Genomic DNA, 14,606 nt, shown 5'->3' with positions numbered 1-14,606 from the left:
AGTTCCTGTTCCCATTTTTGGTGAAGCCCTGCGAACCGCTGAGCCTCACATTGCGCGGCGATGGATCAACCCTCGCGGCCTGCACGCAATTCCTGAAATCGAATGACCGAATTGACGCCGAGCCATGCGAAAGGCTCGGGCGGCAGCCTGGTCGGCTCCGGCTGGTTTCTGTATTGGTCGAGCTGCGGGCTGCCGACGCCTGCCGCGAGATCGGCGGCCATCATGCCGGCAAGCGTACTCTTGACAGTTCCAAGGCCGTTCTCGCAGCAGGCCGAATAAAGCCCCTCCTCCACTTCGCCGAAGGCCGGAACATGATTCCGGCTGAGACACAACGCACCCGCCCAGCTGAACTCCAGGGGCAGGCCTTCCATCTGCGGAAAGCGCGCATCGAACGACCGCCGCTGCTCGGCAGCGATCCCGGCAACGCGCCGCTCGGAAACCTTAAGGCCCGGGTCATAGGTGAAGCGCGTGCGGATCACGATGCGGGAGCGGCCATTCGATGTGATCTTTCGGACAGTTGCGCCCATCGGGTCGGCAGGCAGCAGCGCCCAGCGATCGATGCCGGTGACCGTGGTGCCGAATTCGTTTTGAGAAAAGGCTGATGTCATCGATGCATAGGTGAAGATGTGCATCAGCCGGCCGCGAAAGTGGCCGAAGCTTTCGATATGGCCGTTTACGCCGAGTATGACCTTGGGTGCTGAGACCGATCCGCGGTTGGAGCGGGCCTTCCAGTGGCGACCTTCCCGCGAGAGTTCCAGGACCGGTGAATGCTCGAAAATGGAGACCCTCTCGTGCAATCCGCGCGCCAGGCCACGGATATAGTCGGCTGGCTGGATCATCACCGCGCCCGGCGTATAAAGGCCGCCACGATAATAGGTCGTCCCGGTCATTCGACGCATGTCGTCGGCGTCGAGAACACGGTGATCCTCGCCGATCCTTTCCAGCGAACGCCGGTAATTGTCGTTCAGCGCCAGCCCCCTGTCCGAAGCGGCGGCGTTGACCTTTCCGGATGGATCGAACGTTTCCTTGGATAGCCCGAATTCGGCTGCGACACCGGCTGCGAAGGCAATCGCCAGCCGGTTCAGTGCGATCTCCGCCTTCGTGGAGGTTTCGTCCGCAACCGAATATTCGCCCGACGACAGATTGTGCGGCACGTCGATCATGAAACCGGAATTGCGACCTGCCGGCCCTTTGGCTAACTCCCGCGCGTCGAGGACGACGATCTTGTCCTCTGGGCGGTGCTGTAAGAGGCGGCGTGCCGCCGACAACCCGGCAAAGCCACCGCCGATAATCAGCCAGTCGGCGGTGATATCACTGTCGAGTGCCTTGGTTGGCAAGCCGCGTTGGCTTATCGCTTCCCAACCTGAAACGCCGGTGTCGACCGGCAGCCGTTTGACGACGTGCCGTGTCATCTGACTGTCTCGTCGACGGACCGATCCGACACGTCGATCCAGATGGTCTTCAGCTCGCAGTAATTGTCGTGGGCGAATGCCGACTTGTCGCGGCCGCCGAAGCCGGATTCCTTATAACCGCCGAACGGCGTGGTCGCGTCGCCCTCGCCGAAGCAGTTTACCGTCACGACGCCCGCCCTGATTTCGCGCGAGAGCTTGATCGCGCTGCGAAGGCTTCCGGTATAGACCGACGCCGCTAGTCCATAATTCGTGTCGTTGGCAAGGGAGACTGCCTCGGCAATCGTGTTGAAGGTCGTGACCGAAAGAACCGGCCCGAAGATTTCTTCCTGGAACAGCCGGCTAGAACGTGTCACGCCGTCAACGACCGTCGGTTCAACAAAGACGCCGTCGCGCGTTTGGCCGCCATGGGCGAGCGAGAGCTTTTCCTTCCTTGCATCGTCGAGGAAGGACGTAACCTTCTCGAAATGGGCCTTGCTCACGAGCGCGCCGATCCGGTTTTCCGGATCGAGCGGATCGCCGGTCCGCCACTCCCGCATATAGGCGCCGATCCGCTGCAGCAATTCGTCCTTCACCTTGGCGTCAACGATCAGACGCGACGTGGCCGAGCAGTTCTCGCCCATATTCCAGAAGGCGCCATTGACGACCTGTTCGGCGACGAGATCGAGATCCTCCACATCGTCGAGGACGACCGCCGGGTTCTTGCCGCCGCATTCGAGCACCACCTTCTTGAGGTTGGAATCCGCGGCATACCGCAGAAACCGCCGGCCCGTCGGCGTCGATCCGGTGAAGGCGATCATGTCGACGTCCATATGCATGCCGAGCGGCTCGCCAACCTCCTTGCCGCTTCCCGTCACCACATTGAAAACGCCCGCAGGCACGCCGGCCTCGTGGGCGAGTTCGGCGATACGCAGCGTGGTCAGCGTCGTGTCTTCGGCAGGCTTGACGATGATGGAACATCCGGCGGCGAGCGCCGGGCCGATCTTCCAGGCAAGCATCAGCAGCGGAAAGTTCCACGGCAGAACGCATCCGACCACGCCGATCGGTTCGCGCACGATCATGGCCAGCGCATTCGCTCCAACCGGCGCCGCGTTGTCGTAGAGCTTGTCGATCAGTTCGGCATGCCAGCGAAGCGTATGGATCGTATCCGGTATATCGACGGTCTGGCACTCCCGGATCGGCTTGCCGCTGTCGAGGCTCTCCATGACGGCAAGCTCATGACGATTGCGCTCGATGAGCTTGGCGAGCTTGAGCAGTATTTCCTTGCGCTCGCCGGGTGAGCGCAGCCGCCAGCGTCCGTCCTCGAAGGATTGACGGGCCTTGAGCACAGCGTGATCGACGTCGGTCGCATCACATGCCGCAATGTCGGCGAGCACTTCGCCGGTCGCGGGGTTCGTGGAGCGGAAAACACGCCCCGACTTCGCCGGGCAGAAAGAGCCGTCGATGAAGGCATTTGCCGGAAATCTGAGGTCGGCGGCGATCGCCTTGTATTCAGCGGCAGTCAACGGTTCATGCATGGCGATTGGCTCCCGACGTTATCTGGCCGACCGTGCGCTTCAAGGTGGAGACGACGGTCTGCAATGTTCGTTTTTCTTCAGAGTTGAGAGGACGGAGCGGAGCGCGCACAGAGCCGGTCCTCAGCCCGATGATCTCGCATCCGTGCTTGATCGATTGGACGAACTTGCCGCATTCGAGGAAATCCATGAGCGGCAGCATCGCGGCCATGATCGCTCTGCCCTTGTCGAAGTTCCTCTCGATGACACAGGCCTCATAGAGAGCGACGTGCTCGCGGGGCAGGAAGTTCGAACCCGCACAGACCCAGCTCCTTGCACCCCATGCGAAGAATTCGAGCGCCTGATCGTCCCAGCCGCAGGAAAGCGAGATGTGCGGAAACTTCCGGGCAAGAAGATGCAGATTGCCCATGTCGCCGGAGCTTTCCTTGATGGCGATGACATTCTTCGATTTGCTGACGCGCGAGAAATATTCCTCACCCATCATGACGCCCATCCGCGCCGGGTAGTTGTAGAGCATGATGGGCAAGTTCGCTGCGCGGTCGACGGTCAGTGCATGAATTGCATTTTCCCGCTCGGTGGGCAGCGCGTAAGGTGGCGATGAAACAAGGATGGCATCTGCACCAATCTGCCTGGCAGCCTTGGCGTACTCGACAGAATCCTCGGTGCGGGTAGCGCCGGTGCCGACGATGAGAGGGGTCCGGCCGCCGAGGACGTCCTTTGCGTAAGACGCGAGGTCAAAACGCTCTTGACTGGTCTGAGCATAGTATTCACCTGTCGACCCGCCGACGATGATGCCATGAACGCCCGCGTCGATGAGAGATTCCAGCACGGCCGCAAAAGCTTTCCGGTCGATCTGTCCGCTGTCGTCGAGCGGCGTCACGGCCGGCGTATATATCCCCTCGAACTTCACGATGACTTCTCCAATGATTGCGTGACGGGACCGCCAACCGGGGAATCCGCCTTCAGCCCCTGCGGAGCAATGAACATCTCCATGTTCTCGCGCGAGAGTTCCCAATGTTCGAAAACAAGATCGACGACAGTGTCCTCGTCGTGTGCGCCCAACGCTTCGATGAAGCCGTCGTGATGATCGACAGCCAGCTGTAAACGCCTCTTCATGTCTTCGTTGCGCGGACGAAAGAAGGTGTGCCCGATCCGGGCGTGATCGATGAGGAGGCGACCTAGGCTCGGCTGCAGATAAGCATTCGCCGACATCTCGCCGAAGATCTCATGAAAGCGATTGTTTTCGAGAACCATTGCCAGCGCGTCCATATTGCTGCTGGCAGTGCGAAAGCGTTCCTGCGTCTGCTTGAGGTCGGCGAGCTGAGCTGGCTTGAAATTCTGCACGGCCAGTCTTCCGATCGCGGCATAGATCATCGGAGCGACGAGGAAGAAGTTGCGCAGCGTCGCATGGTTCATCGGAATGACCCGCGCGCCTCGATTTTCGCGAATGTCTATATAGCCCTCCCCGGCCAGCCGGCGGAAAATATCCCGAACCGGCGTTCGCGACAGGCCGTAGCGCTCACTTAGGCTGACCTCGTCGAGATCGGCGTCGGGATCGAGTTCCATCGTCAGAATCTGTCGTTTCAAATCTTCGTACAGGTTGCTCTTGGTCGCCTTGGCCATTCGGGCTCGCTCCTCGTTCCTTGCGGCAGACGATACACCGGTTGCGTCAGGAGTCAATAAATTGTGTACTTTGCGTACACATTAATTAGATCAACAATTATACAATCTTTGAAGCCGTCGCGGCGGCGGCCAACGCGGCTTTCGAGATCTCGGCAGCAAACAAGCGTTAAGGGAGAAGTAATCGGTGTTCAGGAATTGGCGTTTCGCACGTGCTACCGGCCAGGCTCGCTTCAGAACTAAAACGCTGGTTCCGCGTGAAAATGCCAGGATCTCCTGGCAATGGAGGCGATCGCGTTCGCGAGGAGGTTTCCGAACGGACTGTGGTGATGGTCTGAGGATCATGCCTCCGGTCGGCTCGCTCTCTCCGCGAGAGGCAACCATGGGCGCTTCCGCCATGAGGCATTCAAAGGTAGTTCTTGAGTCTAGCCAGCTCCACCGTCATTGCGCCCTTCATCAGATGCGCAGATCGCTAAAGCCTTCGGTATCTGAAGCTTGGAAGCAATTCGTTTGCTTCGGGCACGGTGAATAGGTGATGGGCGGCGCCTGTCTTGAACGGCCTCGCAACAGGACTGCGAGGCCAGTAGCGCTTTGATAGCCTCAGGCGGCGTTCGGATAACGCGCAGCGTACCAGGTCTTGAACAGGCGATACTGGTTTTCGAGGTGACGGCGCTGCGAATTGCTGAGCTTGTCGGTCTCGTTGAAATGCAGCGTGTATTCCTTCTCGCCGTTCAGCACCATCAGATACTTGTAGTGCAGCACGAGATCTGGACCTTCGTCATAGGTCGACAGAACCATCAGCGCCTCTTCGAGCTCGCGGGCGGCGCTGCGGGCAGCCGCATCGCCCTTGGCTGCCTGTTCGCAGAGCGAAACGAGATGCAGCACTTCCTTCGGCAGCGCGTTGCCGATGCCGGTGATGGCGCCGCCTGCCCCGCAATTGACAAAGCCGTGATAGACGCCGGTATCGACGCCGACCATCAGCGTCAGCGCATCATCGCCCGACGTGATGTTTTCGGCCGCATAGGTCATGTCGCTCTTGCCGCCGAACTCCTTGAAGCCGACGAGGTTAGAGAAGCGGGAGCGCAGATCGAAGAACAGGTCGGCGCGCGTCGCAAAACCGTAATAGGGGCTATTGTAGATGACCGCCGGCAGGCCCTTGGCCGCTCCGAGGATCGCCGAGAAATGGTCCCGCTGGGCCGAAACGGACGAACCGCGCGACAGAACGCGGGGAATGACCATCAACCCCTTGGCACCCACAGCCGCCGCATGAGCGGCATGTGCGACGGCCGACTTGGTGTTGACGGCACCGGTGCCGACGATGACGGGAACACCCGCCTCGACCAGGCGCTTGACGCCTTCCTGGCGCTGTTCGTCGGTCAGGAGCGGCCAGTCGCCCATCGAGCCGCAATAGACGACGGCGGACATGCCGAGGCTGACCAGTTCTTTGCCTTTGCGGGCAAGCGCATCGAAGTCGGGGCTACGATCATCGTGGCAGGGCGTCATGAGCGCCGGAATGCAGCCTTGGAATACGGAACCAGTCATCGCCTATCTCTCGTTCTCTTGAAAACTCCCCGGACAGTGGGGTTGAGGGGGCATTTAGCATCTTGCCGACTTCTTGTCGACAATAAAAATACAGAACGACTTCTCCTCAACGCTGAGCTAAGCACTGCTATAATGGTGCGGGTGTTTTGCGGTGACTAAAGCGCCAGCGTCGCGTTCTGGCGGGAATCGGCGGTGATGTAGGAGCGGATTTGGCCGACGATCTGATCAGCGTGAGCAGATGCCAGGCTGTCGGCCAGCGTCACGTCGCGATTGATGATCGCCTGGATCATCTCCTCGTGCTCGCCGACATATTGGCGCGGCAGCACATCGTTGAAGGAAGAATAGTAGAGCCTCAGAATGCGGCGGCCTTCATCCAGCAGCCGGGTGAAAAGCTCGACGTAATATCTGTTCCGGCCGGCTTGGGCGATCGCGATATGGAAGTCGCGATTGGTCGAAATCATGCCAAGCACATCGCGGCTGATGACCGCCGCCTCGAAAGCCTTCTGCTGCACAAGGATGGCGGCGATATCGCCGTCGGCGTAATTGGCAGCCGCGAGCCGGGTGGTGACCCGGTACATTAGCGTCAGCGCATCGAAAAATTCCGGCAGGCCGAGGAAATCGATGTTCGAAACGATCGTCGCGCGGTTGGTGAGCGTGGTGATCAGACCTTCGGCGGCAAGCCGCACCAGGGCTTCGCGGATCGGCGTGCGCGACAGCGCAAAACGATCGGACAATTGCTGCTCGTCGATCGGGCTGCCCGGCGGCAATTTCAGCTCGATGATCTCGTTTCGAAGCGTCTCATAGACCGTCGATACGCCGGAGCCGCGCCTGTGCGTTTGCAGTTTTTCGGCCTCTTCCACGCGCTCATCGTCCTTTGAAGCAGTAGAGCTCATGACCGTCTACTAGCGGATCCGGAAAGGGAAATGAATATACTTTCTGTCGGCAGATGGAATTTTGAATGTTCCTCCACCTCGGCAGGAGACCAGCGGTGCCTATTGCTGCTTGCCCGGCTTGCCGACACGCAAGGCGTCGCTCAGTTCCATCCGCGCCGTGCCGATCAGCTGCTCCATGGCAAAACGCGCCGCGTCGGGCCGCCGCATGCGGATAGCATCAAGCACGTCCTGATGCCGGGCGATCGCGTAATCATGGCTCTGGCTTGCCCGATTGGTCAGGCGGAAGCTTGCGAGCAGGGCGGCGCGGATGGCGGTGGCAAACTGGCGGAAGACCCAGTTGCCGCTGGCATTGATGATGGCGGAGTGGAATTCGAGGTCGGCCTGGCTCCAGGCCTCGTTGTCGCGGGCGTTGGCAGCCACCATGTCCTCGAAGGCTGCGGCGATCTGGGCGAGCTGCCTGGCTGTGGCGTTGGCAGCGGCCTGTGCGGCGGCGGCCGGCTCCAGCAGCTGGCGGGCGTCGAGAAGCGAATCGTAAAAACTGCGGTCGTCACTGAATTCGAGCGTCGCATCGAGGACCATCGGATCGAGATAGTTCCAGTTCTCGCGTGGCAGCACGCTGGTGCCGGCACGCGTGCGGGAGCGGATCATGCCAAGAGCGGACAGATATTGCATCGCCTCCCGAAGACTGGTGCGGCTGACGCCATAGACCTCTGAGAGCTCGGCTTCATTCGGAAGCAACGAGCCTTCGGCAATGTCACCGGACACGATCTGCCTGATGAGCTTTTTCAACAGCTCCTCGCGCACCGTGCGCCGTCCCTGTTCTGGGTTGGCCACCGCACTTCCCGTTCGCAGAAGTCCCGATCGCGTGCTCATAATGCCCCCCGTGCCGCTGGTCTCGTTGTCACCATGAGCAGCGCCATGCTTTCTCATCAATGCGCAACCGCAGGCTCAGCCGGCTTCTCCCAAGAAATCCGATCATCACGCACGACTGCCGCGCCCGGCGGCCGACGAGCGCATATTGTCGAGCAGGACCGCGATCAGAAGAATAAGACCGCGCACCACATATTGATAGAAGGCCTGAATGTTGAGCAGGTTCATGACGTTTTCGGCAATGCCCATGATCAGCACGCCGACGATCACGCCGGTCATCGCCGCCCGTCCGCCGGCAAGCGACACGCCACCGAGCACGCAAGCCGAGATGACGGAAAGCTCAAGCCCCGTGGCCGCATTCGGCTGGCCGGAGGTGATGCGCGAGGCAAGCAAGATGCCGGCGATGGCGCAGACGAGACCCTGCAGCGCGAAGATCCAGATACGCATATTGACCACATTGACGCCGGCGAGACGCGAGGCCTCCGGATTGCCGCCGATCGCCAGAGTGTTCTTGCCGAAGACGGTGCGGTTCAGCACGAAGCCGAAAACGATGAAAAGCAGGATCATGATCCAGATCGGCGTCGGCACCGTCAGGAAGCGCGACAGCGCCAACTGATAGAAGGCCGGATCGTTGATACCGACGGCGCGGCCATCAGACGCGATCAGCGCCAGGCCGCGGACGATCTGCATAGTGGCGAGCGTGGTGATCAGCGCATTGATTCGGAAACGGGCGATGACCACGCCGTTGACGACGCCGACGATGCTGCCGCAGACGAGCGCTGCCAGCAGGCCAAGCGGAATGGAGCCGGTCGAGTTCGACACCATTACGGCGATCATACCGGAAAAGGCGACAGTGGAGCCGACCGAGAGGTCGAAGTCGCGTGAGGCAAGGCAGAACATCATGGTGCAGGCGACGATGCCGATCGTCACCACGGACTGCAGGAGGCCCAGCATATTGCGTTCGGTCAGGAAGCTCGGCACGGTCAGCGAGACGATCACGAAGGCGATCGCGAAGATCACCACCAGACCCTGTTCGCCGAGAAGGATTTTTTTCAACGCGTTCATGACTGCTCTTCCTGAAATTAGATTGTGCCAGCGGCATTCTTGTCGGGCAGTGCCGCGGTCAGAATGCTGCGTTCGTCGAAATCGGCGCGCGCCACATTGGCGGCGACGCGGCCCTGGCACATGACCATGATGCGATCGGAAATGCCCATGACCTCGGGCAACTCGCTGGAGATGACGACGATCGCCATGCCGCCGGCGGCCAGTTCGTAGAGGATTTCATAGATTTCCGACTTCGCGCCGACATCGATGCCACGCGTCGGCTCGTCGATAACAAGCACCTTGACGCCCTGTTCGGAGAGCCAGCGGCCGAGGATGACCTTCTGCTGGTTGCCGCCGGAGAGATTGATGATGTCCTGCTTGCGCGAGGGTGTGCGCACCCGAAGCTTGGCAATGAACTGCTCGGCGACCGCAGCTTCCTTCTTCGGGTTCAAGACGCCGAAAGGCGAGAAGTGGCGACGCGAGGAGATGGCAATGTTTTCCTCGATCGACCGGCCCTGAATGATGCCGTCGAATTTGCGATCCTCCGGGCAGAGCACCATGCCAGCGCTGATCGCCGCCTTCGGGTTGTTGGGGGAAACGACCACGCCGTCGATTGTGACGCTGCCTTGATGGCGATGGTCGGCACCATAGAGCAGCCGCGCCATCTCGCTTCGACCCGCACCGATCAGGCCGAAGAAGCCGAGAATTTCGCCCTTGCGGACTGAGAAGCTGATGGGTGTGCGAAGCTTGGAGCCCGAGAGGGCCTTGACCTCGAGGCGCACCTCGCCAAGCGGCCGCTCACGCCAGCCCCAGATGTTGCTGATCTCGCGCCCGACCATTTCGGCAATGATCTGCTCGCGCGTCGTCTCGGCAACCTTGGGATGATGGGCGGCGAGCTTGCCGTCGCGCAACACCGTCAGGCTGTCGCAGAGACGGAAGATCTCGTCGAGGCGATGGGAGACGTAAAGGATGACCGTGCCCTTGGCCTTGAGCTTGTCGATCAACGTGAAGAGAATTTCGCTTTCGCGCGAGGAGAGCGACGAGGTCGGCTCGTCGAGTGCGATCACCCGCGCATCGAGCATCACGGCCTTGGCGATCTCGACCATCTGGCGGGCGCCGATAGAAAGAGAAGACACTTTTGCCGAAGGGTCGACATCGATGCCGATCTCGCCCAGCCTGGCGCGCACCGTTTCGATCAGTGTTTTGCCGTTGATGACACCGGCCTTGCCGGGAAAACGGCCGAGCCAGAGGTTCTCGGCAACCGTCAGCTCCGGAACGAGCTGCAGCTCCTGATGGATGACGATGACGCCGGCATGGAAGGCATCGCGGACGGAGCTGTATTTCTGCTCGACGCCATCGATGAGAATGTTGCCTTCATCAGCCGACTGATCGCCGGAGAGCACGCGGATCAAGGTGGACTTGCCGGCACCGTTTTCGCCCATCAGCCCGTGCACGGCGCCCTTTTCGACACCGAAGGAGACGTTGGACAGTGCCTGGACGCCTGGATAGCCCTTGGAAATGGAATTGAATTCGAGGAAAGCCATCATCGCTCCGCCGAGAATATGCCCGGCGGTTGCAACGCCGCCGGGATGAAATCATCATCAGAGGATGATTATTCGATGCCGAGGTCCTTGCGAACCTTTTCGTAGTCACCACGCAGAGCGAGGGAACCCGAGGTCAGCGTGACCTTTTCCGGCTCCTTGCCGTTGGCGATCCAGTCATACATGTTGAGCGCGGTCTCATACCCATGCCGCTTCGGCGAGATGATGACCGTGCCGAAGAAGCCGGTCGCAGACGGCTTCTTGAACTCGTTGATCGCCGATTCCGCGCCACCGATACCGACGCCGATCATGTTGTCGGCGGGAATGCCGACCGATTCCGATGCGCGCACGGCGCCGAGTACCGCTTCGTCATTGAGGCCGAAGGCGATCCAGTACTTCACGTCGGCATGCTTGTTGAGAACGGTCGTCGCAGCATTGAGTGCAGCCTCCGTATCCGTCTTTGCCTGCGGGGCATCATAGATGTTTTCAGCCGGGAAGCCGGCAGCCTTCAGAACCGAGATTGCGCCCTCCACGCGGTCGACGGCGGTCGGCAGTTGATCGTAGGAAACGCGGATCGCGCCGACATTCTTCATGTCCCAACCGCGCTTCTTCATTTCGTCGACGATCGCCTGGCCCACGCCTTCGCCGATCTTGGCAGCGGAAATGCCCATATGCGGCACGTCTTCCAGCGGCTTGCCATCGGCACCGACCAGACGGTCGTCGACAGTCATCAGCTTGAGCTGGTTGGCGGCCGCCTTGGCGACGATACCGGGGCCGAGCTTGACGTCAGGCGTGCAGATGATGAAGCCCTGAGCACCCTGCGCACCGAGGTTGTCGATCGCCGACTGGACCTTCTCGCCATCTTCGGCGCCGATCTTGACGACAGTGAAACCCTTTTCCTTGGCGGCCTGATCGGCGAATTTCCATTCGTCCTGGAACCAGGGCTCTTCCGGCTGCTTCACGATGAAACCGATCTTGACATCCTCCGCCAAGACGGAGCCGGCGGCCAGAATGGCAAAGGCGCCAGCGAGGACGGCTGCTTTGAAGAAGCGCATAATCTCTCTCCCTAAAATCTCGATCTGCCGCTCACTCGGCAGCGACTACTGAATATGAATAAACATCATACCAGTCAATATTTGTGTATGATTATTTCTGCGATTTCGCTGGTGAAAAAGGCAGATGAACTCCTGGTATGGCCGCCATTAATCGATAAATCGGCAGAAAACACGCTCTTGACCATCTCCAAGCTGCAAAATAAATCCTATATATATTGACATTCGGATGACCGATAATAGGGTGCCGCCACAGTCCGGATCAGCCTCGATCTCACGGAGAAGACGTCGCTTCATGGCCATCATCGATTTGCAGGGCGGTGCGCTTTCGGCCCGCATTTCTACGACAGGCGGGCTGCTCCTTCATTATTCCTGGATGCGGGACGGCTTGATAATCCCGCTTCTGCGGCCGGCGACCGATAATGCCGATGCACTTTCCTCTGCCTGCTATCCGCTCGTGCCCTTTGGCAATCGCGTTAGAGGCAACCGCTTCACCTTCAAGGGGCAGGACTACAGCCTGCGGCCAAACAGGGACTGGGATCCGCACTACCTGCATGGCGATGGCTGGCTGGCGGAATGGGACCTTCTTTCCAGGGATAGCAGCAACGCGCGCATCGCTTTTCGTCATCGAGCCGACGGCACGCCGTATAGCTATCAGGCAGAGCAGAGCTTCGCACTGACGGCAGACGGGCTGGAACTCTCAATGCAGGTGGAAAACACCGGTGACGAAGTCTTGCCTTTCGGGTTTGGCTGGCATCCCTTCTTTCCGCTGACCGAGCGCACGACGCTTCTTGCAAAGGCCGATCGCTTCTGGACCGAAGCGGAGGACTGCCTGCCGGGCGAGCCCGCAGAAATCCCTGCTGACCTCGATTTCTCGCGGGCAGCAATGCTGCCGCAGCGCTGGATCAACAACGGCCTCGAGGGCTGGAACGGCACGGCACGCATCACCTGGCCCGAGACGAGCACAGTGCTCGAGCTGACGGCTGACCCGATCTTCCGCCACGCCGTCCTCTTCCTCTCGGACGAGCGTTTCGACCCGGGATTTCGCAGGGACTATTTCTGCTTCGAGCCGATGTCACATCTTGCCAATGGGCACAATCTTCCTGATCTCGGCGACCTCACCGTCCTGCGGCCAGGCGAATGCCTCGCGGGCTCGATCCGTCTGCAGCCACAGGAAATCGGCTGATTATCACGCGCATAAAGAGGAAACAGACGATGCCAAACCGCCTTTCCGGAAAACGGGTCTTCATCACGGGTGCCGCCCAAGGGATCGGACAGGCGATCGCCGAGGCATTCGCGGCCGAGGATGCCCGTCTCTTCCTCGTCGACCGCGATGAAAAGCTGCTCGAGGAGACGGCTGCCGCCCTTGCTGCAAAGGGAACCGTACTCGGCTACCAGGCAGCCGATATCGCTGATGGCGATGCCATCAAGACGGCCGTTGTAAAAGCGGCGGGCGAGATCGGCAGCATCAATGCCCTCGTCAACAATGCCGGCGTCAATGTCTTTGCCGAACCCTTGCGGACGACCGATGAAGAGTGGCAGCGATGCTTCGACATCAATCTCAAGGGCGCCTGGCACTGCTGCCGCTCTGTGATACCGCAGATGATCGCGGAAGGTGGCGGCGTGATCCTCAATATCGCCTCGACCCACGCCTTCACCATCATTCCCCACACCTTCCCTTACCCACTCGCCAAACATGCGCTGCTCGGCATGACCAAGTCCCTCGGCATAGAATATGCGCCCCAGAACGTGCGAGTGAACGCGATCGCGCCCGGCTACGTCTCGACCCAGAAGGTCATCGATTACTGGAACGGCTTTGCCGATCCCGAAAAGGCAAAGGCCGAGACGATGAAACTGCATCCGGGCGGGCGCATTGCCACGCCTGAAGAAATTGCTATGGCGGCGGTTTTCATGATCTCGGACGAATGCACCTTCATGAATGCTACCTGCCTGACGATCGATGGCGGGTTGAGCGTCATGCAGCACCAATAGGAGCGGCCCTTCTCCATCTCTCGTGGTCTCAGAGTGCAGGCGCTCACATCTATTGTCTAGTTTTTGCGCAGCAGCATTGCTTGACACAATTTTGGGCGATCCATAGAGTTTTATCCATCTGGTAAAAAAGAGGGGAACTCATGATAAATCAGATCATTATGTCTCGCCGCACGGTGCTTGCCTCCGGCATGGCACTCGGTGCAACCGCCTTTGCACCCAAGCTCTGGGCGCAGGAAAAACTGAAGGTTGCAGGCATTCACGCCTCGCCTGTAGAAAATGCCTGGAACTCCTGTCTGCACAAGGCGCTTCAGGATGCCGCTTCGGAAGGCGTGATCGAATACGTCTTTTCCGAAGGCGTTTCCGGTACAGACTATCCGCGCGCGATGCGCGAATATGCCGAACAGGGCTGCGCCCTCATCGTCGGCGAAGCCTATGCCGTCGAACGCGAAGCCCGCCAGGTTGCCGCCGATTATCCGAAGACTGCCTTCATGCTGGGTTCGAGCGGGGAAGCATCAGGCGACAATTTCGGCGTCTTCGGCACCTGGAACCATGACGGCGCTTATCTCGCCGGCATGCTGGCCGGCAAGATGACGAAGTCAGGCATTGTCGGCTCGGTCGGCGCGCTGCCGATCCCGGAAGTCAACATGCTGATGAATGCCTTTGCTGCCGGCGTGAAGGAAGTCCGCCCGGATGCCAAGCACCTCGTCGCCTTCATCGGCACCTTCTTCGATCCGCCGAAGGCGCGCGAGGCCGGCCTTGCCCAGATCGATGCCGGCGCCGACATCCTGTTCGGCGAGCGCATCGGTACGGCAGACGCTGCCAAGGAGCGCGGCATCAAATCGGTCGGTTCGCTGATCGACTATACACCGCGCTATCCCGACACCGTCTTTGCCAATGCCATCTGGGGTTTCCGCCCTATCCTGAACGCGGCAATCGCCGATGTGAAGGCAGGCAAGCCGACCGGCAACAACTACACCCGCTTCGGGCTGATGAAGGAAGGCGGCAGCGATATCGTCTACGTCAAGGGTGTCGCACCGGCTGAAGCCGAAGCGGCGATGGAGGCCAAGCGCGCCGCCATCAAGTCCGGCGCCTTTGAGGTTCCGATCATGCCTGAGGAGCCGAAGTAAGC

13 protein-coding genes are annotated in these 14,606 nt (G+C 60.1%); 3 read left to right on the top strand and 10 right to left on the bottom strand.

Annotation, left to right across the window (positions count from 1 at the left end; genetic code table 11):
• Positions 1-65 precede the first annotated feature (65 nt).
• The 10 genes from FHT78_RS07945 to FHT78_RS07900 form a co-directional block, all read right to left on the bottom strand.
• The gene (locus tag FHT78_RS07945; RefSeq protein WP_183742323.1) at positions 66-1,412 is read right to left on the bottom strand and encodes an FAD-binding oxidoreductase; all 1,347 of its coding nucleotides are present in this window, start codon (positions 1,410-1,412) and stop codon (positions 66-68) included.
• Entirely contained in the window at positions 1,409-2,926 is a 1,518-nt protein-coding gene (locus tag FHT78_RS07940; protein WP_183742321.1) for an aldehyde dehydrogenase, read from the bottom strand. Before FHT78_RS07940 ends, FHT78_RS07945 begins: the two co-directional genes overlap by 4 nt.
• Complete coding sequence (locus tag FHT78_RS07935) at positions 2,919-3,833, bottom strand: dihydrodipicolinate synthase family protein (protein ID WP_183742319.1); 915 nt, start codon at positions 3,831-3,833, stop codon at positions 2,919-2,921. The genes FHT78_RS07940 and FHT78_RS07935 overlap by 8 nt, the downstream gene beginning before the upstream one ends.
• Positions 3,830-4,546 carry a GntR family transcriptional regulator gene (locus FHT78_RS07930; RefSeq protein WP_183742317.1) on the bottom strand — a complete coding sequence of 239 codons (717 nt, stop codon included), beginning with the start codon at positions 4,544-4,546 and terminating at the stop codon, positions 3,830-3,832. Before FHT78_RS07930 ends, FHT78_RS07935 begins: the two co-directional genes overlap by 4 nt.
• Positions 4,547-5,143: 597 nt before the next feature.
• Entirely contained in the window at positions 5,144-6,085 is a 942-nt protein-coding gene (locus FHT78_RS07925) for a dihydrodipicolinate synthase family protein (protein WP_183742315.1), read from the bottom strand.
• A gap of 155 nt (positions 6,086-6,240) precedes the next feature.
• Positions 6,241-6,978 (bottom strand): GntR family transcriptional regulator, encoded by a 738-nt coding sequence (locus FHT78_RS07920; protein WP_246715187.1) that lies wholly within the window; start codon positions 6,976-6,978, stop codon positions 6,241-6,243.
• A 99-nt stretch (positions 6,979-7,077) separates the two neighbouring features.
• A complete protein-coding gene (locus FHT78_RS07915) occupies positions 7,078-7,851 on the bottom strand; it encodes a FadR/GntR family transcriptional regulator (RefSeq protein WP_183742313.1) in 774 nt (257 codons plus the stop codon).
• Positions 7,852-7,956: 105 nt separating this feature from the next.
• Positions 7,957-8,913, bottom strand: a complete 957-nt coding sequence (gene araH, locus FHT78_RS07910; protein WP_183742311.1) for an L-arabinose ABC transporter permease AraH — start codon at positions 8,911-8,913, stop codon at positions 7,957-7,959.
• A 17-nt stretch (positions 8,914-8,930) separates the two neighbouring features.
• Positions 8,931-10,436, bottom strand: a complete 1,506-nt coding sequence (araG, locus tag FHT78_RS07905) for an L-arabinose ABC transporter ATP-binding protein AraG (RefSeq protein ID WP_183742309.1) — start codon at positions 10,434-10,436, stop codon at positions 8,931-8,933.
• A 68-nt stretch (positions 10,437-10,504) separates the two neighbouring features.
• Positions 10,505-11,488 (bottom strand): arabinose ABC transporter substrate-binding protein, encoded by a 984-nt coding sequence (locus FHT78_RS07900; protein ID WP_183742307.1) that lies wholly within the window; start codon positions 11,486-11,488, stop codon positions 10,505-10,507.
• Positions 11,489-11,780: 292 nt separating this feature from the next.
• Here FHT78_RS07900 and FHT78_RS07895 point away from each other — a divergent pair, with 292 nt between their 5' ends.
• From FHT78_RS07895 to FHT78_RS07885, 3 genes are all read left to right on the top strand, one after another.
• On the top strand, positions 11,781-12,671 hold the full coding sequence (locus FHT78_RS07895) for an aldose 1-epimerase (RefSeq protein ID WP_183742305.1): 891 nt from the start codon (positions 11,781-11,783) through the stop codon (positions 12,669-12,671).
• A gap of 29 nt (positions 12,672-12,700) precedes the next feature.
• Entirely contained in the window at positions 12,701-13,477 is a 777-nt protein-coding gene (locus FHT78_RS07890; RefSeq protein ID WP_183742303.1) for an SDR family oxidoreductase, read from the top strand.
• Positions 13,478-13,617: 140 nt separating this feature from the next.
• Entirely contained in the window at positions 13,618-14,604 is a 987-nt protein-coding gene (locus FHT78_RS07885; RefSeq protein ID WP_183742301.1) for a BMP family protein, read from the top strand.
• Positions 14,605-14,606: the final 2 nt, after the last annotated feature.

It is taken from the genome of Rhizobium sp. BK196 (assembly GCF_014193255.1).
In the GTDB taxonomy this organism is placed as follows: Bacteria; Pseudomonadota; Alphaproteobacteria; order Rhizobiales; family Rhizobiaceae; genus Rhizobium.
Note: the sequence above shows the minus strand (reverse complement) of the source record. Positions and strands in the feature narration are given on the sequence as shown.

Coding starts and splice junctions, on each gene's coding strand:
- FHT78_RS07945 (WP_183742323.1), bottom strand. CDS start 1,412: ATGACACGGCACGTCGTCAAACGGCTGCCGGTCGACACCGGCGTTTCA.
- FHT78_RS07940 (WP_183742321.1), bottom strand. CDS start 2,926: ATGCATGAACCGTTGACTGCCGCTGAATACAAGGCGATCGCCGCCGAC.
- FHT78_RS07930 (WP_183742317.1), bottom strand. CDS start 4,546: ATGGCCAAGGCGACCAAGAGCAACCTGTACGAAGATTTGAAACGACAG.
- FHT78_RS07925 (WP_183742315.1), bottom strand. CDS start 6,085: ATGACTGGTTCCGTATTCCAAGGCTGCATTCCGGCGCTCATGACGCCC.
- FHT78_RS07920 (WP_246715187.1), bottom strand. CDS start 6,978: ATGAGCTCTACTGCTTCAAAGGACGATGAGCGCGTGGAAGAGGCCGAA.
- FHT78_RS07915 (WP_183742313.1), bottom strand. CDS start 7,851: ATGAGCACGCGATCGGGACTTCTGCGAACGGGAAGTGCGGTGGCCAAC.
- araH (WP_183742311.1), bottom strand. CDS start 8,913: ATGAACGCGTTGAAAAAAATCCTTCTCGGCGAACAGGGTCTGGTGGTG.
- araG (WP_183742309.1), bottom strand. CDS start 10,436: ATGGCTTTCCTCGAATTCAATTCCATTTCCAAGGGCTATCCAGGCGTC.
- FHT78_RS07900 (WP_183742307.1), bottom strand. CDS start 11,488: ATGCGCTTCTTCAAAGCAGCCGTCCTCGCTGGCGCCTTTGCCATTCTG.
- FHT78_RS07895 (WP_183742305.1), top strand. CDS start 11,781: ATGGCCATCATCGATTTGCAGGGCGGTGCGCTTTCGGCCCGCATTTCT.
- FHT78_RS07890 (WP_183742303.1), top strand. CDS start 12,701: ATGCCAAACCGCCTTTCCGGAAAACGGGTCTTCATCACGGGTGCCGCC.
- FHT78_RS07885 (WP_183742301.1), top strand. CDS start 13,618: ATGATAAATCAGATCATTATGTCTCGCCGCACGGTGCTTGCCTCCGGC.